General features: G+C 41.1%; 16 protein-coding genes. 10 read left to right on the forward strand and 6 right to left on the reverse strand.

Translation table 11 applies throughout. The features are described from left to right. Window positions 1-97: 97 nt before the first annotated feature. Window positions 98-1,477 (forward strand): DUF4403 family protein, encoded by a 1,380-nt coding sequence (locus K1X56_01735; GenBank protein MBX7093411.1) that lies wholly within the window; start codon window positions 98-100, stop codon window positions 1,475-1,477. A 1-nt stretch (window position 1,478) separates the two neighbouring features. Here K1X56_01735 and K1X56_01740 read toward each other — a convergent pair whose 3' ends face one another. The 3 genes from K1X56_01740 to tsaD form a co-directional block, all read right to left on the reverse strand. Further along, window positions 1,479-2,126 carry a hypothetical protein gene (locus K1X56_01740; GenBank protein ID MBX7093412.1) on the reverse strand — a complete coding sequence of 216 codons (648 nt, stop codon included), beginning with the start codon at window positions 2,124-2,126 and terminating at the stop codon, window positions 1,479-1,481. A gap of 65 nt (window positions 2,127-2,191) precedes the next feature. After that, a complete protein-coding gene (locus K1X56_01745; GenBank protein ID MBX7093413.1) occupies window positions 2,192-2,800 on the reverse strand; it encodes a superoxide dismutase in 609 nt (202 codons plus the stop codon). A gap of 115 nt (window positions 2,801-2,915) precedes the next feature. Beyond that, window positions 2,916-3,941 (reverse strand): tRNA (adenosine(37)-N6)-threonylcarbamoyltransferase complex transferase subunit TsaD, encoded by a 1,026-nt coding sequence (gene tsaD, locus K1X56_01750; GenBank protein ID MBX7093414.1) that lies wholly within the window; start codon window positions 3,939-3,941, stop codon window positions 2,916-2,918. Here tsaD and K1X56_01755 point away from each other — a divergent pair. From K1X56_01755 to K1X56_01790, 8 genes are all read left to right on the forward strand, one after another. Further along, window positions 3,925-8,496 (forward strand): translocation/assembly module TamB, encoded by a 4,572-nt coding sequence (locus tag K1X56_01755; protein MBX7093415.1) that lies wholly within the window; start codon window positions 3,925-3,927, stop codon window positions 8,494-8,496. The genes tsaD and K1X56_01755 overlap by 17 nt on opposite strands. Before the next feature lie 62 nt (window positions 8,497-8,558). After that, window positions 8,559-9,419 carry a hypothetical protein gene (locus tag K1X56_01760; protein ID MBX7093416.1) on the forward strand — a complete coding sequence of 287 codons (861 nt, stop codon included), beginning with the start codon at window positions 8,559-8,561 and terminating at the stop codon, window positions 9,417-9,419. Window positions 9,420-9,431: 12 nt separating this feature from the next. Beyond that, a complete protein-coding gene (locus K1X56_01765; GenBank protein ID MBX7093417.1) occupies window positions 9,432-9,995 on the forward strand; it encodes a hypothetical protein in 564 nt (187 codons plus the stop codon). A gap of 97 nt (window positions 9,996-10,092) precedes the next feature. Beyond that, on the forward strand, window positions 10,093-12,039 hold the full coding sequence (gene thrS / locus K1X56_01770) for a threonine--tRNA ligase (GenBank protein MBX7093418.1): 1,947 nt from the start codon (window positions 10,093-10,095) through the stop codon (window positions 12,037-12,039). A gap of 32 nt (window positions 12,040-12,071) precedes the next feature. Next, window positions 12,072-12,632, forward strand: a complete 561-nt coding sequence (infC, locus tag K1X56_01775) for a translation initiation factor IF-3 (GenBank protein ID MBX7093419.1) — start codon at window positions 12,072-12,074, stop codon at window positions 12,630-12,632. A 32-nt stretch (window positions 12,633-12,664) separates the two neighbouring features. Beyond that, window positions 12,665-12,859 carry a 50S ribosomal protein L35 gene (gene rpmI, locus K1X56_01780; protein MBX7093420.1) on the forward strand — a complete coding sequence of 65 codons (195 nt, stop codon included), beginning with the start codon at window positions 12,665-12,667 and terminating at the stop codon, window positions 12,857-12,859. Between the two features lie 109 nt (window positions 12,860-12,968). Then, window positions 12,969-13,313, forward strand: coding sequence for a 50S ribosomal protein L20 (gene rplT, locus K1X56_01785; GenBank protein MBX7093421.1), 345 nt, complete (start codon window positions 12,969-12,971; stop codon window positions 13,311-13,313). 153 nt (window positions 13,314-13,466) lie between these two features. After that, entirely contained in the window at window positions 13,467-14,843 is a 1,377-nt protein-coding gene (locus K1X56_01790) for a tryptophanase (GenBank protein MBX7093422.1), read from the forward strand. Window position 14,844: 1 nt separating this feature from the next. Here K1X56_01790 and K1X56_01795 read toward each other — a convergent pair whose 3' ends face one another. Beyond that, window positions 14,845-15,369, reverse strand: coding sequence for a GNAT family N-acetyltransferase (locus tag K1X56_01795; protein ID MBX7093423.1), 525 nt, complete (start codon window positions 15,367-15,369; stop codon window positions 14,845-14,847). Window positions 15,370-15,448: 79 nt separating this feature from the next. Between K1X56_01795 and K1X56_01800 the strand changes: the two genes are divergently transcribed. Further along, the gene (locus tag K1X56_01800) at window positions 15,449-16,183 is read left to right on the forward strand and encodes a rhomboid family intramembrane serine protease (protein ID MBX7093424.1); all 735 of its coding nucleotides are present in this window, start codon (window positions 15,449-15,451) and stop codon (window positions 16,181-16,183) included. A 58-nt stretch (window positions 16,184-16,241) separates the two neighbouring features. Here K1X56_01800 and dnaN read toward each other — a convergent pair whose 3' ends face one another. Together dnaN and K1X56_01810 are read right to left on the reverse strand one after the other, a co-directional pair. Continuing rightward, the gene (gene dnaN, locus K1X56_01805) at window positions 16,242-17,363 is read right to left on the reverse strand and encodes a DNA polymerase III subunit beta (GenBank protein MBX7093425.1); all 1,122 of its coding nucleotides are present in this window, start codon (window positions 17,361-17,363) and stop codon (window positions 16,242-16,244) included. Window positions 17,364-17,521: 158 nt separating this feature from the next. Continuing rightward, entirely contained in the window at window positions 17,522-18,577 is a 1,056-nt protein-coding gene (locus K1X56_01810) for a hypothetical protein (GenBank protein ID MBX7093426.1), read from the reverse strand.

An 18,577-nucleotide genomic window follows, 5' to 3' on the forward strand; every position in this document is an offset into this window, starting at 1 on the left:
CAGCCGGTTCAAAACGATAGCCTGCCGGATTAATTTGTTTAAAAAAAGCATGAAATTGTAAAGGGGCTTTGTCTAAATTTGAAAGCTATTTGTCCTTATGAAATTTCGCTATTTTCCTTTCGTTATCCTCCTGCTGGTTGCTTCGTGCAAACCCAGCGTTAAACCGGTAAAACCGGAAGCATCTTATGATCCTCCTAAAACGGAATTCGACAGGGAATTATCCTATATCAATATTCCCATGGAAATCGCTTTGTCCGATATCCAGAAACAAATTAACGCTTATGTAAAGGGTGTGTTGTATGAGGACAACAGTTTTACGGATAACGATAACGATGGACTCAAATGCAAAGTGAAAAAATATTCCGACATCATTGTCGAGGGTTTATCTAACAAAGTACGCTTAACCGTTCCACTCGATATTGCAGGTTCATATAAAGCTTTAGGGGTTAGCACCGATTTTAAGGGTGTACTAAAGGCAACCTACGTTACGCAAATTACATTGAAGGATAATTGGAAACTGGAGACCATAACCAAATCTGCAGGACATGAGTGGATAAAATCGCCGGCAATCGATTTGTATTTGTTCGAACTTCCGGTTACTTCCATTGCCGATGCCGCCTTGGAAGGACAGCAAGAATACATCGAAAAAGAAATCGATAAAGCAATTCGCGAATACGTTGATCTTAAAGAATACCTCAAAGATGTAGTCCGCGGTTTATATGAACCAATGTTATTATCCGAAACCTATAAAACCTGGTTTTGCCTTGAACCAAAGGAAATCTATACCTCACAAATAAACACCCAAAAAGGAATCATGCACATTTCACTGGGAATGAAAACGTATACCGAAACGCATATTGGACCCAAACCACCGCTCGGTGATACTACTTTTTTTCCTGCGATGAAAGTGATGGAAAAAATGCCGGATGATTTTAATGTGGGACTCGTAACACTCGTTAAATACCCGAATGCAGCAGCGCTGTTGAAAGAACAATATGTCGATAATCCCTACACCTACACCGAGGGAAAACGTTCGGTTACATTAACGCATATTGATTTATGGGGACAAGACAATCGTATGGTGATTGAGTGTGGATTAAAAGGATCCGTAAACGGAATGGTTTATTTATTGGGTACACCCGGATACGATTCATTAAGCCGGAATATCATTCTTAAAAATGTAGATTTCCATGTCGATACAAAAAACAAATTACTCAAATCGGCCAACTGGCTGCTCCACGGAAAATTTGCAAAAATCATGGAGAAAAACATGTATTTCGAAATGGGAAAACAATTGGATGCCTCTAAAAAAGATGCGCAAACGTATTTAACCAATTACGAAGTATCGAAAGGGATTCGCCTCAATGGGAAACTCACCGACTTAAGCACTAAAAAAGTTTACCTAACACCCGATGCCATTGTTGCGGTAGTAACTGCAAGTGGAAAATTAAGTGTAAAAGTAGAGGGAATGGAGTAATCTAATGCTGTTTTAGTTGCTCTTTACAATGGCTGCATAAATCTTCCGTTTCACCATCAATGGTGAGAATGGTTTCTGCGGCATCGCTCATTACACAACCCTTCGTTTTACAATGCGGAAGACCAAGCGTATGTCCCAATTCATGCACACACACTTTCCGGAATCGCTCCAGCTTTAATGGTTCACCTGCTCCGCGAGCACCCAAACGGTAATAACTCACCACACAGGTGGAACCCGGACAATATCCCAGTCCGAATACCCCCCAGTCCTTGTATTTCCATTTTGGTTCTTTGTTTTTTGTGCAGGAAATATCCATCGCTGTTATTCCAATCACCTTGTGATAAGGTTCCGTTCGTTCGCGATCCATGATTTGTAAAAGAGAATCTGCACGCAAACGCGAATTGGAAAAGGAAGATCGCGCACTCGATGGTGCAGGTTTCATTTCAGCAATGGTAACCCTCGCCGGATAATTTTTTTCAAGCGCAGATTGGCATGATTTCAAATACAACTCATCCACTGTTCCCCAGGGCTGAAGCAGAATTTCCATTTTACCGGAAGAGGGAATACCATTCGCATGGATAGGCTCATGGTTCTCAGGTGCACAGGAAATCATTGACGCTATAAAAAGCAGGAATGCTGAATATTTCATAGTTGAAAAATAAAAAAAGCCTCACCAATAACGATGAGGCTTTGATTATTCGCTAAGAATGAAAATTAAAGCGCGGCTTTGTAACGAGCAGCTACTGCATCCCAGTTTACAACATTCCACCAGTTCGCCATGTAGTCCGGACGCTTATTCTGGTATTTCAGGTAATAAGCATGTTCCCAAACATCACAACCCAAAATTGGTGTGCCTTTCACTTCGGCAATGTCCATTAATGGATTATCCTGATTTGGAGTAGAACAAATTGCAAGTGATTTGTCGGCTTTCACAATTAACCAGGCCCAACCGGAACCGAAACGTGTAGCACCGGCAGTGTTGAACTGGGTTTTAAAATCGTCGAACGATCCGAACGTTTTTGCAATAGCATCAGCTAATTCGCCGCTTGGATTTCCACCTTTATTCGGACCCATAATGTTCCAGAATAAATCGTGATTAAAATGTCCGCCACCATTGTTGCGAACAGCCATTGGAGCTTTTGAAATATTGGCAAGAATATCCATCATGGATTTTCCTTCCCATTCAGTTCCCTTAATGGCATTGTTCAGGTTGGTTACGTAAGCGGCATGGTGACGATCGTGATGTATTTCCATCGTCATTGCATCAATAAAAGGTTCCAATGCATTGTTGGCATATGGAAGAGGTGCGAGTTCAAATGACATAATAATTAAGTTTTTGGTTGAACAAATGTAACAGAATAACCATTTTTTCGAAAGAAAGTTCTGTTAAGCTATGTTTATAAAAAAATAATTCGCTGAAAAAAAGGGAGTTCACATTTTAAAAAGGCATCCTTGCCAAAGGAGCAATCTGTTGATCCGCAAAAATACCTTCGGCAAATTTAAAAGATCCGGCCATCGCAATCATGGCCGCATTATCGGTGCAATATTCAAATGGAGGAATATGTACACGCCAATTGTTCTCTTCACCCATTCGGGTGATGGCATTTCGCAAGCCTTTATTGGCACTAACACCACCGGCAATGGCAATGTCTTTTACCTTAAATTCCCTGGCTGCCTTTTTGAATTTTTTTAGCAGAATTTCGATGATGGTCCACTGAATTCCGGCGCAAATATCATGGATGTTTTTCTCAATGAAATCGGCATCTTTTTTCTGCTCCTTCTGAAGAAAATACAGAATGCTTGTTTTTAAACCGGAAAAACTGAAGTTGTATTCAGGAATTTGCGGATGAGGAAAAGTGAAACGGCTAGCATCTCCCAATGCGGCATGCTGATCAACTTGTGGTCCGCCCGGATAAGGAAGTCCAAGTAATTTGGCCGATTTATCAAAAGCCTCTCCTGCGGCATCATCCAGTGTTTCCCCAATGATTTCCATTTCAAGCGGGGATTTTACCAAGACCAGTTGGGTATGTCCGCCCGAAACCGTTAAGCATAAAAACGGAAATTCAGGAGCAGGATAATTTTCACCCGGTTTGCGAATAAAATGCGCCAGAATATGGGCTTGCATATGGTTCACTTCTACCATGGGAATACCCCGGGCCATTGCAAAACTTTTGGCAAAGGAAACACCGACCAGTAAAGAGCCCATGAGACCCGGACCCCGTGTAAAGGCAACGGCACCAATGTCCCCCACCTGCACCCCAGCGCTTTTAAGGGCTTGGTCCACCACAGGAATAATGTTCTGCTGGTGCGCTCTGGAAGCAAGTTCCGGAACCACCCCTCCAAAACGCTCGTGTACGCTCTGATTGGCAATGAAATTCGACAATAAAACATCGCCCTTCAACACCGCCGCTGAGGTTTCATCGCAAGAAGATTCGATGCCGAGAATTATGGTATCTTTGTTAATTGGCACGTATTCTGTATTAACGCATCACAAAGTTATTAAAAAAGTACTCCATACCGTGATGAGGACCATTGGCATTTTTGCCGAATGGTTATTGGTGCTTCTGATTATTCTGGTTTTTGCGGTAAAATCATCTGCATTTCAAACCTGGCTGGCCCAAAGCATCGCCGCCTATCTTTCCTCCGAACTGGGAGCCGAAGTACGCATCGCAAGGGTAGATATCGATTTTTTCGATTACGCCACGCTCGAAGGGGTGTACGTGAGCGACCAACATGGCGATACCATCCTTTATGCACCCAAAATTCATTGCGACATCAGTTTGCTGAGTCTCAAAAAAGAAAAACTGGCCTTGTCAAAAGCTGAATTGGTCGACCCGCATATTGAATTAACGAAATACGAAGGAGAAAAACGGTGGAATTACGCATTTCTGGAGGACTATTTTTCGAGTGATAAACCCAAGAAAAAAGATCCGAATAAAGAGCCATGGGATTTTACCTGCGATAAAATTCTGTTGACCAATGCCGATTTTCACTATAACAATTACAATAAACCGGGACAAGACTATGGAATCGACTTCGATCACATGTCCGTCCACTCCCTCTATGGCGAATTCTCCGATTTTCATCAGAGAAAGGATACATCCTATTTGCACATCGACAGAATCCGGTTAAAAGAGGTTTCAGGTTTCGAATTGGATACCCTAAGTGCCGATTTAAAAATTCACGAGCATTTACTCGATTTTGGTAATCTCTTACTCTGTACCAAAAACACAAGAATTACAACTCCTTCACTTGCATTTAAGTTCGAAGATTTTGATGATTTCAATTTTTTCGAAGACAAAGTGCAGATGATTTCCAACTTAAATTACTGCAAAGTTGATTTAGATGATATTGCCTTCTTTGCACCCGAACTCAAAGGCATTAACAGAAGTTTAATTCTTAAATCAAATGTTAGAGGCACGGTAAACGATTTGCGTTTAAAAAAACTGGAACTCTACCTGAGTGACGAAACCTATGTAAAAGGCAATTTTGACTTTACCGGAATTACGGATGTAGAGAATGTTTTTATCGATGCTAAAATCACCGATTTCGCTACTAACCGCGATGAAATTGCAGCAATAAAATTACCACCATTTGATGGGGAAGAATACATTGAAATACCTGGAAGATATTCCTTGTTTGGAACCATAAACGGACACGGCTTATTTACGGGTACACCTGCCGATTTTGTTGCCTACGGACAATTCGATACCGATATGGGACAAATCGCTACTGATATTCGTTTTTACATCGACAGCACCGATCACTATTTCCATTATCAGGGAAATCTGCTTACCCAGGATTTTCGCGCCGGATATTTTTATGAAATACCCGATATGGGGAATGTGTCGATGGACATCGATATCAAGGCCACCGGATTAACATTCGACGATCTGGCCGCGCAGCTCGATGGCACGGTGTATTCGCTCGGATACATGGGTTATGATTATCATAACATCACACTTACGAATGGAAAATTGACCTCCGAACAGTTCATTGGAAAAATGAATATCAAGGATGAAAATATTGATTTGATTTTCGATGGTAATGTGAATTTTGCCAAAAAAGAACCTTCATTCGATTTCGAAATTGATATTAAAAAAGCCAACCTTGCCGTTCTGCATTTAGCTGACCGCGATCACTCTTCCAGTCTTTGCGTACACATCAAGGCCGATGCAACCGGTTCCGATCTGGATAACTTCAGCGGGAAATTGTCCTTATCGAATTTGTCGTACTACGAAAAAGGAAAAGATTACATGATGGATTCCATTGTGTTATCAGCAAAGATTAATCCCGATAAAACCAAATCACTCGGATTAAAATCCTCCATTATTGATGCAAATGTGGATGGTAAATACAATTTCGAAGAATTGCCTACCGCATTTACATCCATTATTTCTCAGGTATTACCTTCTCTTTTCGATAATAAAGTCATTAAACTCAAAAACGATCAGGAGTTTAAATACACCGTGCTGATTAAAGATTTCTCCTACATCACGGAACTTTTTCTGCCGGATGTGGAATTGTCGAAAAACGCGAAAATCAGTGGACGTTTCGACTCCGAACAAAATATCTTCAGAATGAAAAGTGATGTCTTAACCATACTTAAAGTGGCGGGCTATGAAGTCAATGAAATGGTTCTTAACGTCAAAAACAATGATGACTTTTTAAACATAAAAATAGATGCGGATCACATTCACCTTACCGATACGGTTAAGATGAAAAACTTTGCATTCGAAAGTGATTTGTATCAGAATAAAATGGTGTCTTCCATTCAATGGAACAATGAAGATTCACTTTCAAGTGGGGCCATTTATGGAGAAGGTATAATTCGTTCCAGCGATGTGTATGAATTGGATTTAAATCCCTCCGAGGTAAAAGTCAACGGATCCACCTGGCACCTCGATGCTACTTCTCATTTTGCTTTTGCAGGGGATACCATTTCTATTTCCGATTTCAATATTTACAACGGTAAACAGTCCATTGCCGTAGCCGGAAAAATTTCGCCATTGCGCAATGATAAACTGGATATCGATATCTGCGAATTCGATTTAGAAAATTTAAATCCCATCATCAACGATCCAAATATAAAACTTCACGGTACGCTTCATGGAAACGGATTTGTTGCGGATTTGTACAAGGATTTATTTTTTGCTTCCGATATGCGTCTGGATTCATTTCGCTTAAATGAAGATTACCTCGGCGAATTTAAATTGGTAAATCTGTGGGATAATGAGGAAAAGCGAATACACACCACGGGTGAATTGCGCAGAAAGGAAATCAGGTCCATCGAATTTACCGGCGATTACTATACCAAAAAGGAAAAAAACAACATCGATTATGTGGTCGAATTTAACGAGACCAATCTCACTTTCCTTAATGCATTCATTCCCGAAGATGTGTCGAATTTAAGAGGACTTGCAACAGGAAAACTATCTGTTAAAGGCGAACCTGAAGCGCCGGTTCTCAAGGGAAAAATCAATTTCCAGAACGGAGCGGTAAAAGTGAATATGCTTAATACCGAGTATTATTTCGGAGGATTGGTGAAAGTGGACAATGATATGATTGCATTTGATTCTATTCCCATCGCCGATGTAAAAGGAAATTTAGGGGTGGGACGAGGTACTTTTTATCATAACAATTTTGAGAACTGGAATTTCGACTGTGTTCTTGAATTCAACAAAATGTTATGCCTGAACACCACCGAAGAAATGAATGATTTATACTATGGTCGTGCCTACGCTACCGGAAGCGTACAAGTGTTCGCCTATGGAAATAACATTGAAATCGATGTAAATGTTAAAAGCGAAAAAGGTACCCGCATTGTACTTCCTCTCTACGGTAGTTCCGATCAGAGCATTCAGGATTTTGTAAGGTTTGTTGGTACCAAGGACTCTGTTAAAGTGGATGAGAAAATAGATTTATCGGGTATCAGTCTGAATTTCGATTTCGACGTAACTCCCGATGCGGAGGTGATGATTGTATTCGATAAACTGGCCGGCGATATGATGAAGGGAAGAGGAGCAGGTCACCTACAAATGCTCATCGATCCACTGGGTGAATTCACCATGTTTGGTCAATACGTCATCGATCAGGGAGATTATCTCTTTACATTGATGAATGTAATCAACAAGCGCTTTACCGTTCGTAAAGGATCTACCATTTCCTGGTACGGCGATCCGATGGCAGCGGATATTGATCTGAAAGCCGTGTATAAAGTGCAGGCTGCTCCCACCGAAATTATGCCCGTAGATGTTGCTGCATTATATAAACGAAATGTTGATGTGGAATGTGAAATGACACTCAAGCAAAACTTATTTAAACCGGATGCTTATTTTGATATCATCGTTCCCAAGGCAGACGAAAATGTAAAAGCGGCGCTAACGCAAATCCGCGCTTCGGAACCAGAACGTACGCGTCAGTTTTTCTCTCTGCTGGCCATTAATAAATTCCTTCCGCTTTCCAACTCCATTTCAAACGCTTCCAATACAGCCCTCACCGGAGTGAACTCAACCGTATCCGAATTAGTGTCCAGCCAAATGAGTAACTGGCTGTCTCAAATTTCAGATGAGTTTGATATCGGATTAAATTATCGTCCGGGCGATGAGATTTCTTCCGATGAGATTGCGGTGGCTTTTTCAACCCAGTTGTTTAATGATCGCTTAACGGTGAGCACCAATGTTGGGGTGAGTAAAGGAAACAGCTCCAACCAAAATCCAAATCAGCTGATTGGAGATTTTAATGTGGAATATAAAATTAATCAGGACGGCAGTTTCCGTATTCGCGGGTACAATGAGTCCAACGAATTCGACGTAACCCGTACCGCCCAGGCGCCCTTCACACAAGGGGTTGGGGTTTACTATACCGAGGAGTTCGATAGCTTTAAGGATTTGAAAATCATACGTAAAATCGGATCCTGGTTCAAAAAGGGGAAGAAAGAGAAGGAGGATAAACCCACCTCTTATCACCCGGCAGATAAGCCGCGTGATGAAAAAGACCTTCAATTGGCAGAAAAATAATGCACATAACCACGAGGTTGGCCAAAACTTTTCTAAATTCGTGCGTCGAAAACAATCAACCTATGAAAATCAGACTCATTACCAGACTTATGCCTTTGGCTGCGGCTCCGGTCCTGCTGCTGTCTTCCTGCGGGGGCGAACAACCTTCTGAGGAGCAAAAAGTGGACACAACCCAAACCACTGAAGTAGTTGAAATGGATACCCTTTCCTCTTTCAACCTGTTACCAAGCCCACTTCAGGTGGCTATGATCTTCGATAAATCCGGAATGGAATTCGATGGTTCATTTACCAACAAGCTGGATAATGTAAAAAAATACGGAACAAGCTGGGAGAAATCCATCAACTTCGGTGTTTACTCTGCCGATTTAGCTTATGCTGTATTAAATGAAAAGTCAAAAGAAGCCGGAGAAATCATTAAGGTGGTTCGTGATCTTTCAAAAGAAATCGGATTATCTACTGTTTTCGAATCAGAAGATATTCTTGGTCGCTTCGAGAAAAACCTCAATAACAAAGATTCAGTATTGGATATCTTATTTGTTATCGAAGAAAAAACCGACGACTACATCGAAGAAAACGGAGAACATGCTTTAGGAAACGTAATGTTTGCAGGTGCGTGGATCGAAGGGATGTTCGTTGGAGCTCAGTCTACTTTAAAGGACAAAAAGAGCGATATCGGAGCTAAATTATCGGAGCAGATGATCATCTGCGAAAATCTGGTTGAAGCCCTTTCCATGGATGAAGCGAGTCCTGAAAAAGATGCATTAATTGCTGATCTTAAAGATCTGGATGCTACCTATAAATCATTTGAGTCTGTTAAAAACCTCGAAGGCGATGAAGCCTACAATGTTACCCTGAAGGATGACGAGATCAAGGTTTTGGCAGAGAAATTGATTACATTGCGTAATAAGATTGTTAAAGCCTAATTCCCTGCGAGTATGAGAAAGAGAATTATCCCTATGATGTTCACTGCAGCCATGATGGTTATGGTGGGCTATAGTTTCGCACAGGTACTTAATAAGAAGGCCGATGAAAAACCGGATCCTCGTATTAAAGCGAAAGAAAATGCCGGTAATGTAACTGCCTATAAAGAGAAAAGCCGCGAAAACCTGAAACCATATCGTTACGACGGAACCAATGTGCAGCACTTTAGCTACTCAGGTTTCGCTCAAAAACGCGAAATTGAAGTGTTGTTGTTCAATGGTTCAGATTATCGTCTGGTGTTCAATGCACAAGGTGCTCCAAAGCCGGTAAACATTGAAATTTACGACAAGCCAACATCGAACCAGGCGCGTACTAAAATTCATGAGTTTACGAATGTAACCGGACAAGAAAACCTGTCGATTGAAACGGGTACTTTAACCGCTAAATACCGTGAATTGAAAAACAATCCGGATGTATTGCTTAAGAGAATCTATGTAGATTATATCATTAGTCCTAACGACAGCAAAGAGCCTGTTAGCGGATTTATGATTCTTACGTACGGATACAAAAATATCTGATCACAAGATCCGAATCTAAGCCGGTCCTTGTGACCGGCTTTTTTTTTATCTGCTTTTGAATAGCTAATTTTTATCTTCGCAAACTAAAGTTATAATCATGATTAAAATTACCCTTCCCGATGGCTCCATTCGTGAGGTTGCCAAGGGAACAACCGCACTTCAAATTGCACAAAGCATTAGTGAAGGATTAGCCAGAAATGTCCTCGCTGCCGAAGTAAACGGACAAGTAGTGGATGCCATGCGTCCGATTAACGACGACTCCAAACTGAAATTATTAACCTGGGACGATAACGGTGGAAAATCCACCATGTGGCACTCTTCTGCACACTTAATGGCAGAGGCCTTGGAAGAATATTATCCGGGCGTAAAATTCGGTATTGGTCCCCCAATTGAAAACGGATTTTATTATGATGTGGATTTCGCGGGACAAGCCTTTTCTGAAGCAGATCTGAAAAAGGTAGAAGATAAAATGCTTGAACTGGCCCGTCAGAAAAATCCATATATCCGGAAAGAAATTTCAAAAGCAGATGCCATCAGTTATTTTAAAACCAAAGGCGACGAATATAAATTGGATTTACTGGAGGGATTAGAAGATGGAACTATCACATTCTACGAGCAAGGAAAGTTCACCGATTTATGTCGTGGTCCACATATCCCCAACACCGGATTTATTAAGGCAGTAAAACTGATGAGTGTTGCCGGTGCCTATTGGAAAGGTGATGAAAAAAATAAGCAGTTAACACGCATTTACGGAATCACCTTTACCAAAGCGAAGGACCTCGAAGAATACCTGGTTCTGCTCGAAGAAGCAAAAAAACGCGATCACCGTAAACTGGGTAAAGAGCTCGAACTTTTTACATTCTCCGAAAAGGTGGGAATGGGCTTACCATTGTGGCTACCTAAGGGAACGGCCTTACGCGAGCGACTGGAACAATTCATGCGTAAAGCACAGAAGAAAGCCGGGTATGTGCAGGTAGTTACGCCGCATATTGCCAATAAGAATTTATACGTGACATCAGGTCACTATGAAAAATACGGAAAGGATTCCTTTCAGCCGATTCACACCCCTGCAGAGGGTGAAGAGTTTTTTCTGAAACCGATGAATTGTCCACACCACTGTGAGATTTATAAATCGAGTCCACGTTCCTATAAAGATCTTCCATTACGTTTGGCAGAATTCGGAACGGTTTATCGTTATGAGCAAAGTGGAGAATTACATGGATTAACCCGCGTTCGTGGATTTACTCAGGATGATGCCCACATTTTTTGTCGCCAGGATCAGGTTGAAGAAGAATTCAAAAAAGTAATCGACCTCGTATTACTTGTATTCAAGGCGCTCGATTTTCACGATTATGTGGCCCAGGTATCACTTCGTGATCCTGAAAATCCTTCCAAATACATTGGTTCTCCCGAAAATTGGGAAAAAGCGGAACAATCCATTATCCGTGCTGCCACCGAAAAAGGATTAAAAACCGTTATCGAAACCGGAGAAGCGGCGTTTTACGGACCCAAACTCGATTTCATGGTGAAAGACGCCATCGGAAGAAAGTGGCAATTGGGTACCATTCAGGTGGACTACAACCTTCCGGAGCGTTTTGAATTAGAGTATACAGGTTCTGATAACCAGAAGCATAGACCGGTAATGATCCACCGTGCGCCATTTGGTTCGCTGGAGCGTTTTGTGGCGGTCCTGATCGAGCACTGTGCCGGAAACTTCCCTTTGTGGTTAACCCCCGAGCAGGCCGTTATTTTACCTATTTCCGAGAAGTATAACGATTATGCGCACCGAGTTTCGGAATTGCTAAATAATTACGATATTCGCAGCCTCGTTGACGAGCGCAATGAAAAAATCGGTAAAAAAATCCGCGATGCGGAGGTGAAAAAATTACCGTTTATGCTCATTGTCGGCGAGAAGGAACAAGATGAAAATCAAGTTTCTGTCAGAAGACACGGTGAAGGAGATAAAGGATCATTTTCTATTGAGCAATTTGCTGCATTGGTGAATGATGAAATAGCTTCGAAACTGGATACGCTGACGGCTTAATATGTAACTAAAAAAGAACAACTATAGCACAGATGAATTCGCCTCGCCCGGCCTTTGGTGGTCGCGGAGGACGTCCTCAGAAAGAGGAACTGCATAAAATCAACAACCGCATCACGGCCCGCGAGGTTCGTGTAGTGGGAGAGGATATTGAACCGAAGGTTTATTCCTTATCAGAAGCACTTAAAATGGCGGCTGAACGTGAACTGGACCTCGTGGAAATTTCTCCGAACGCAGTTCCTCCGGTATGTAAGATTACTGATTACAAAAAGTTCCTTTACGAACAAAAGAAAAAACAGAAGGAACAAAAGGCTAAACAAGCCAAAGTAACAGTAAAGGAAATTCGTTTCGGTCCAAATACCGATGAGCACGATTTCAACTTTAAAGTGAAACATGCCATCGAGTTTTTGAACGAAGGAAGTAAAGTCAGAGCTTATGTGTTCTTTAAAGGAAGAACCATTGTATTTAAAGAGCGCGGAGAAATTTTATTATTGAAATTTGCCCAGGCACTTGAAGAATACGGAGCAGTTGAAAAACTGCCATCTTTAGAAGGTAAAAAGATGTTCATTTACATCAACCCGAAAAAGAAAAAATAAATTGTAATTAATAACCAATAAATAACAGAACAATGCCTAAAATGAAAACTAATTCCAGTGCAAAGAAGCGCTTTAAAGTGACTGCTACTGGAAAGATCAAAAGAAAGCATGCGTTCAAGCGTCACATTCTTACCAAGAAGTCGACCAAAGCTAAGCGTGCGTTAACGCATAGCGGATTGGTACACGATGCCGACATGAAGAATGTGAAAGCGATGCTCGTGCTCTGATTCTGATCAGAAGAAAAACGGTTCAATGTTTAACCCGGAAGTTCAGTAAAGCAAGCGTCCCGCCGTTTAATTAAAAGGGAACACTGACTGCCAAAAACAAAAAAAAGTTATGCCACGTAGTAAAAACAAAGTAGCGTCAAAGGCAAGACGTAAAAAGATTCTGGATTCCGCAAAAGGTTTCTGGGGCCGCGGTAAAAATGTATTAACCGTAGCAAAAAACAAAGTAGAAAAAGCAGGAGTACACGCTTATTCCGGACGTAAACAAAAGAAACGTCTGTATCGTGCACTTTGGATTCAGCGTATCAACGCTGCAGTTCGTCCGCTTGGAATGTCGTACAGCGAATTTATCGGTAAAGCCAATGCAAAAGGTATTGCTCTGAACCGTAAAGCACTTGCTGATTTGGCATTGAATCACCCGGATGCATTTAAAGCAGTAGTTGAGAAAGTGAAATAAATTTCCTCCCTCATTGAAAATCCCCTTCCAGAAATGGTTGGGGATTTTTTTTGTTATAGATTTTTCAGGAATGGTAATCATCAGTGAAAATTCACTTTTACTGATGATGGTCATCTTTCACGGAATTTAGGAATCCGTAATTGCAAAAAAAAAATGCCCTACAAAACCATCATCGAACCGTTTCGGATTAAAACAGTAGAACCTATAAAAATGACCACCCGCGAAAACCGGGAGTTGTTTATGCGTCATGCACACTATAATCCCTTTTTGTTGACCTCCGATCAGGTATTAATCGATTTTTTAACGGATAGTGGAACTTCTGCCATGAGTTCAGAGCAATGGGCCGGAGTTATGCGTGGTGATGAATCCTATGCAGGGGCTTCCAGTTGGAGAAAAATGCATGCGGCGGTGGAGAATTTAACCGGTATGCCTTTCGTATTGCCAACGCATCAGGGAAGAGCGGCAGAACGGATTTTATATGGTCACCTCGGTGGTGCAGGAAAAACGTTTATCTCCAATACACATTTCGATACTACACGAGCCAATATTGAATTTAGCGGTGCAGAGGCGATTGATATAGTTATTGAAGAAGGAAAAAATCCTGCTTTGCAACATCCGTTTAAAGGAAATATGGATGTAAAAAAACTGGAACAATTAATTCTGGAAAAGGGACCTGAAAACATAGGTGGTGTTATTTTAACGGTTACCAATAATTCAGGGGGTGGTCAACCCGTAAGTTTAAAAAACGCACTCGAGGTAAGTGAGATTTGCGATAAATACAACGTATATCTATTTCTCGATTGTTGTCGCGTTGCAGAAAATGCCTATTTCATTAAACATCGTGAACCGGAATTTTCTCATCTCAGCTATAAAGAAATTGCTCAACGCATGTTCGCTCTTGCCGATGGCGCAGTAATGAGTGCAAAAAAAGATGCATTGGTAAACATGGGTGGATTTTTATCACTTCGTGATGATCAGTTGGCAGAGGATTGCAAAAATCTCTTAATTATAACGGAAGGTTATACCACCTACGGGGGATTATCCGGAAGGGATATGGAAGCGCTGGCCATTGGACTGGAAGAAGTGTTTGATCCGGATTATCTCCATTACCGAATTCGCAGCACAGCCTATTTAGGAGAAGCTTTGCATGCCATGGGTGTTCCGGTGATGATGCCAATTGGCGGACATGCCGTTTATGTGGATGCAAAATCATTTTATCCGCAGATTCCTTCGCATGAATATCCCGGTCAGGCTTTAGCGTGTGAATTATATATGGAAGGCGGCGTTAGAAGTTGTGAAATCGGATCGGTGATGTTTGGTAAATATGATGCAGAAGGAAAATTAATTCCCGCTCCTATGGAATTGGTTCGACTCGCCATTCCTCGTCGCGTTTATACGCAAAGTCATATTGAATACGTTCTCGAAGTGTTCGAAAATCTGCTGAAAGGAAAAGAAAAAGTGAAAGGAATGAAGATCACCCGTGAGCCCAAATTCCTGCGCCATTTTACCTCGCATTTCGAGCGACTCTGAATCACCGGAGTGATTTGCTCATTATTTCGCATTTTAAAGGCATTACAGCCACTTTGCTGAGGTGAGGAATGGATTGGGTCAGCGATTGGTTTTTAGTAATGCTGTACCCTAAATCCTGATACCATTGGCGAAGGAGGTTTTTCCCGCTATGTTCACCCTCAAGGGGTGATACCAATACCAATTGCATGTGGTGTATGCCTTTTTGTTTGGCAAGACCTTCTGCATGCGCAATTAAATTTGAACCAATTCCTTTTCCACGATAGGAAGGATCACAAATCAGCATTTTGAATTCTGCGAGATCAGGCGAATGAAAATCAAGAGCAATGGAACCAATAATTTGATCGTCCTCCACAGCCAAAAGCAAACGATCTTCTTCAGCCAGTTGCATCAATTCATCTTCATTGGTGCGGACATGTCCCTCCTCCCAAAAATCATGTTCTTCCGTTTCATAAATTTCATTTACGAGATCCATTAATTCGATGATCCGGTTAAATTCAACAGGTTGGGGAAATGGAATAATCTTCATAAAACAAAAGTGCTAAAAAAATCAGAATGCCAGAATGGCAGAGTATTGGAATGGGTACGTTCATTGCAGGAGAAGATGCATGAATCGCGCCGATCGAAATAAAATTTTAGCTGCATTAGGTATTCCTTTCATCGTAACGCTTCTTGCCTGGATCAGCTGGTTGGTGTTTTCACCCGAAGTGGTGGCCTGGGGAATTCATCCGAGAAATTTCATGGGTTTAAGAGGAATATTATTTGCACCGCTTATCCATGAACCCTCTACCATTTCGCATTTACTGAATAATTCAATTCCGCTCTTGTTTCTGGGTTGGGCATTGTATTATTTCTATCCTGAATTAGCCAACCGTGTGTTTGCATTTATTTGGGTTTTCTCCGGATTTTGGGTGTGGCTTGCTGTTAAAGATGATTCGTACCATATCGGGGCAAGTGGAATTGTGTACGGACTTGCATCCTTCCTGTTTTATTCCGGAATAATTAGAAAGCAAACCAATTTATTGGGATTAACCATGCTCGTTACCTTTTTATACGGCGGAATGGTGTGGGGAATTTTTCCCTACGATTTAAGCATTAGCTGGCAGGGTCATCTATTCGGTGGAATTATGGGACTAGTGCTTGCCATATATTACCGTAAAGAAGGATGGCAGCGCGAAAAATATGAATGGGAAACAGAGCCGATACATGAAACATTTTCCGAATTAAATCAACGCCATGAAGCGGTGCTCAGCGGAAAAATTCCCGATCCGAATTTGCCTGTGGAATTACCACCGCATATTGTGGTGAATTATGAAATTGTTGAAGGAAATAAAAAGGACTAAAAAAGAAAAAGGAGCGGAAAATCCGCCCCTTAGTCAGGTCATCATGGCAAAGCGTTAATTAGTTGTTCAGCATAATAGGCATTACCAACATTAAAATACTTTCATCTTTATTGTCCGACTCTGCTGGTAATAAAATACCGGCACGGTTCGGAGCACTCATTTCAAGAATAACATCGTTACACTGCAAATTGTTCAGCATTTCGATAAGGAATTTCGCATTGAATCCGATTTCCATATCTTCTCCTTCGTAAGCGCAGGTTAAACGCTCCATGGCTTCATTGGCGTAATCTAAATCTTCCGCAGAAATAGCCAATTCACTTCCGGTCATTTTTAAACGAACCTGGTGAGTAGTTTTATTGGAAAAAATAGAAACACGTTTTAACGAACTAAGGAAGGTTGAACGATCAATCGTCAGTTTGTTCGGATTTTGTTTTGGAATTACAGCTTCGTAATTCGGGTATTTACCATCGATTAAACGGCAAATTAAAGTATGGTGATCAAAAGTAAATAAGGCATTTGTTTGGTTAAACTCCACTTTTACTTCTCCGCCATTTGCACTTAAAGCACTTTTTAAAAGGTTAAGCGGTTTTTTAGGGATAATAAATGCAGCAGCTTTCGGCGATTTTAAATCGCTGCGTTTAAAGCGAACCAGTTTATGTGCATCAGTAGCTACGAAAATAAATTCGTCGGAGCTCAGTTGACAATATACTCCGCTCATAACAGGACGCAAATCGTCGCTTCCTGTAGCGAAGATGGTTTTAACGATGGCATTTAATAATACACTCGAAGGCATGGCCACTGATGATGCCGCTTCAATTCCGGGTACTTTCGGAAACTCCGAAGCATTGTGACCGGTTAATTTAAATTTACCATTATCGGATGAAATCTCAACCGAGAAATTTTTGGCGTCGATAGAAAACGTCAATGGTAACTCCGGGAAATTCTTCAATGTTTCAATCAATAATTTCGCAGGAATACAAATGCTTCCGTCTTCACGTGCTTCAACTTCCATGGTAGTAACCATTGTAGTTTCTAAATCGGAAGCAGAAACAGTTAATTGCTTATTACTGATTTCAAACAAAAAATTATCCAGAATTGGCAACGTATTGCTCGAATTTAAAACCCCACTGATGGATTGAAGTTGTTTTAAAAGAGCGGTACTTGAGACAATAAATTTCATCGGGTGTGTATTTTGACAGAACAAATATATACCCTTGAAAGTCCAGTAAGGAGGAAAGTTTTAATAGGTTAAAAACACTACGATGTTAAAAACGTTAAAAACATGATTTTTAAATGCTTACGTTAAAAATCACGAATACGTTTTAATACGGCTAAGCCTCAGTTTTGCAGGCGGGTAGAGTGGGTAAAGGCGTAAATGGGCCAGAGGATCTTGTCGAAAACGAAAAACTGAATCACTACGATTTGTCCATCAGGCAATAAAGCAAATGCGCGTTCCGGATCCCAGGGATATTCGCCGGTATTTTCATTTCCGACCGAATTTTTAGGCGGGACCTTTTTATGATAAATATTCAGCTTTTTAGATTCACCTTTTTTGGTTTTCACCTGAACGATATAATAAGGTTTTGCGTGGCGGAGCGAATCTTCCTGTAAAGGTGATAAGATACCCTTATTAAAGGTTTCGAAATGTATTTTTTTGAAGTTAACTACAAACTGACGAACTGCTGCGGTATCGAAAACCGGAACTTTACGGTTCATGAAATCGATTAATTGAAATTCATTTTCTCCGGTAACTTTTACTTCGAAACTTTCATGAATAGAATCGTTATTCGTCATACTTACAGAGGCAATTTCTGCCGGATCGTAATTGAATACCCCGGTAAATCTCCAGGCTAAAGGATCAATGTAGAAGCGGGAAGTAAGCTGACCATGAAACCCGGGAATATACGTGATGTAAGGCAGATCCGATTTTCCTTCTTCCGGTGTTTCTAAAATCATGTAAGAAGCATCGTGGTCTTTTGTAGGGTAACCCACATACCAGGTTTTAATTAATTGATCATTGGCTCCATAAAACTCAGCTTTAAAATATTCTACGGCCATGTTGCGTAAAACATTTTTGCGGGCCGATTCGGGGACCGGACTTTTTACTTCAATTTTTTTGCAGACCTCAAGAATGAGATACACCGATTCAATTCTCGCTCTGTATTTTCCGTCCAGCTCCCAATGATCCGGAGATTTTCGGGTAAGCGTTACCGATTTTTTATCCTGATTGGTAATGACAAATTTCGAAATGGAGGCGGTGTCCTCAATGGCAAAATTACTTAACTCTTTTTTAAAGGTGGAATTGCTTTTGTTGCGCATCATTATAATTACAACAACCAATAGTCCGATAAATACCGTGAGCGATAGAATTAATCTGATTTGATTTTTTTTCAT

The organism is Flavobacteriales bacterium, from assembly GCA_019694795.1.
In the GTDB taxonomy this organism is placed as follows: Bacteria; Bacteroidota; Bacteroidia; order Flavobacteriales_D; family UBA2798; genus UBA2798.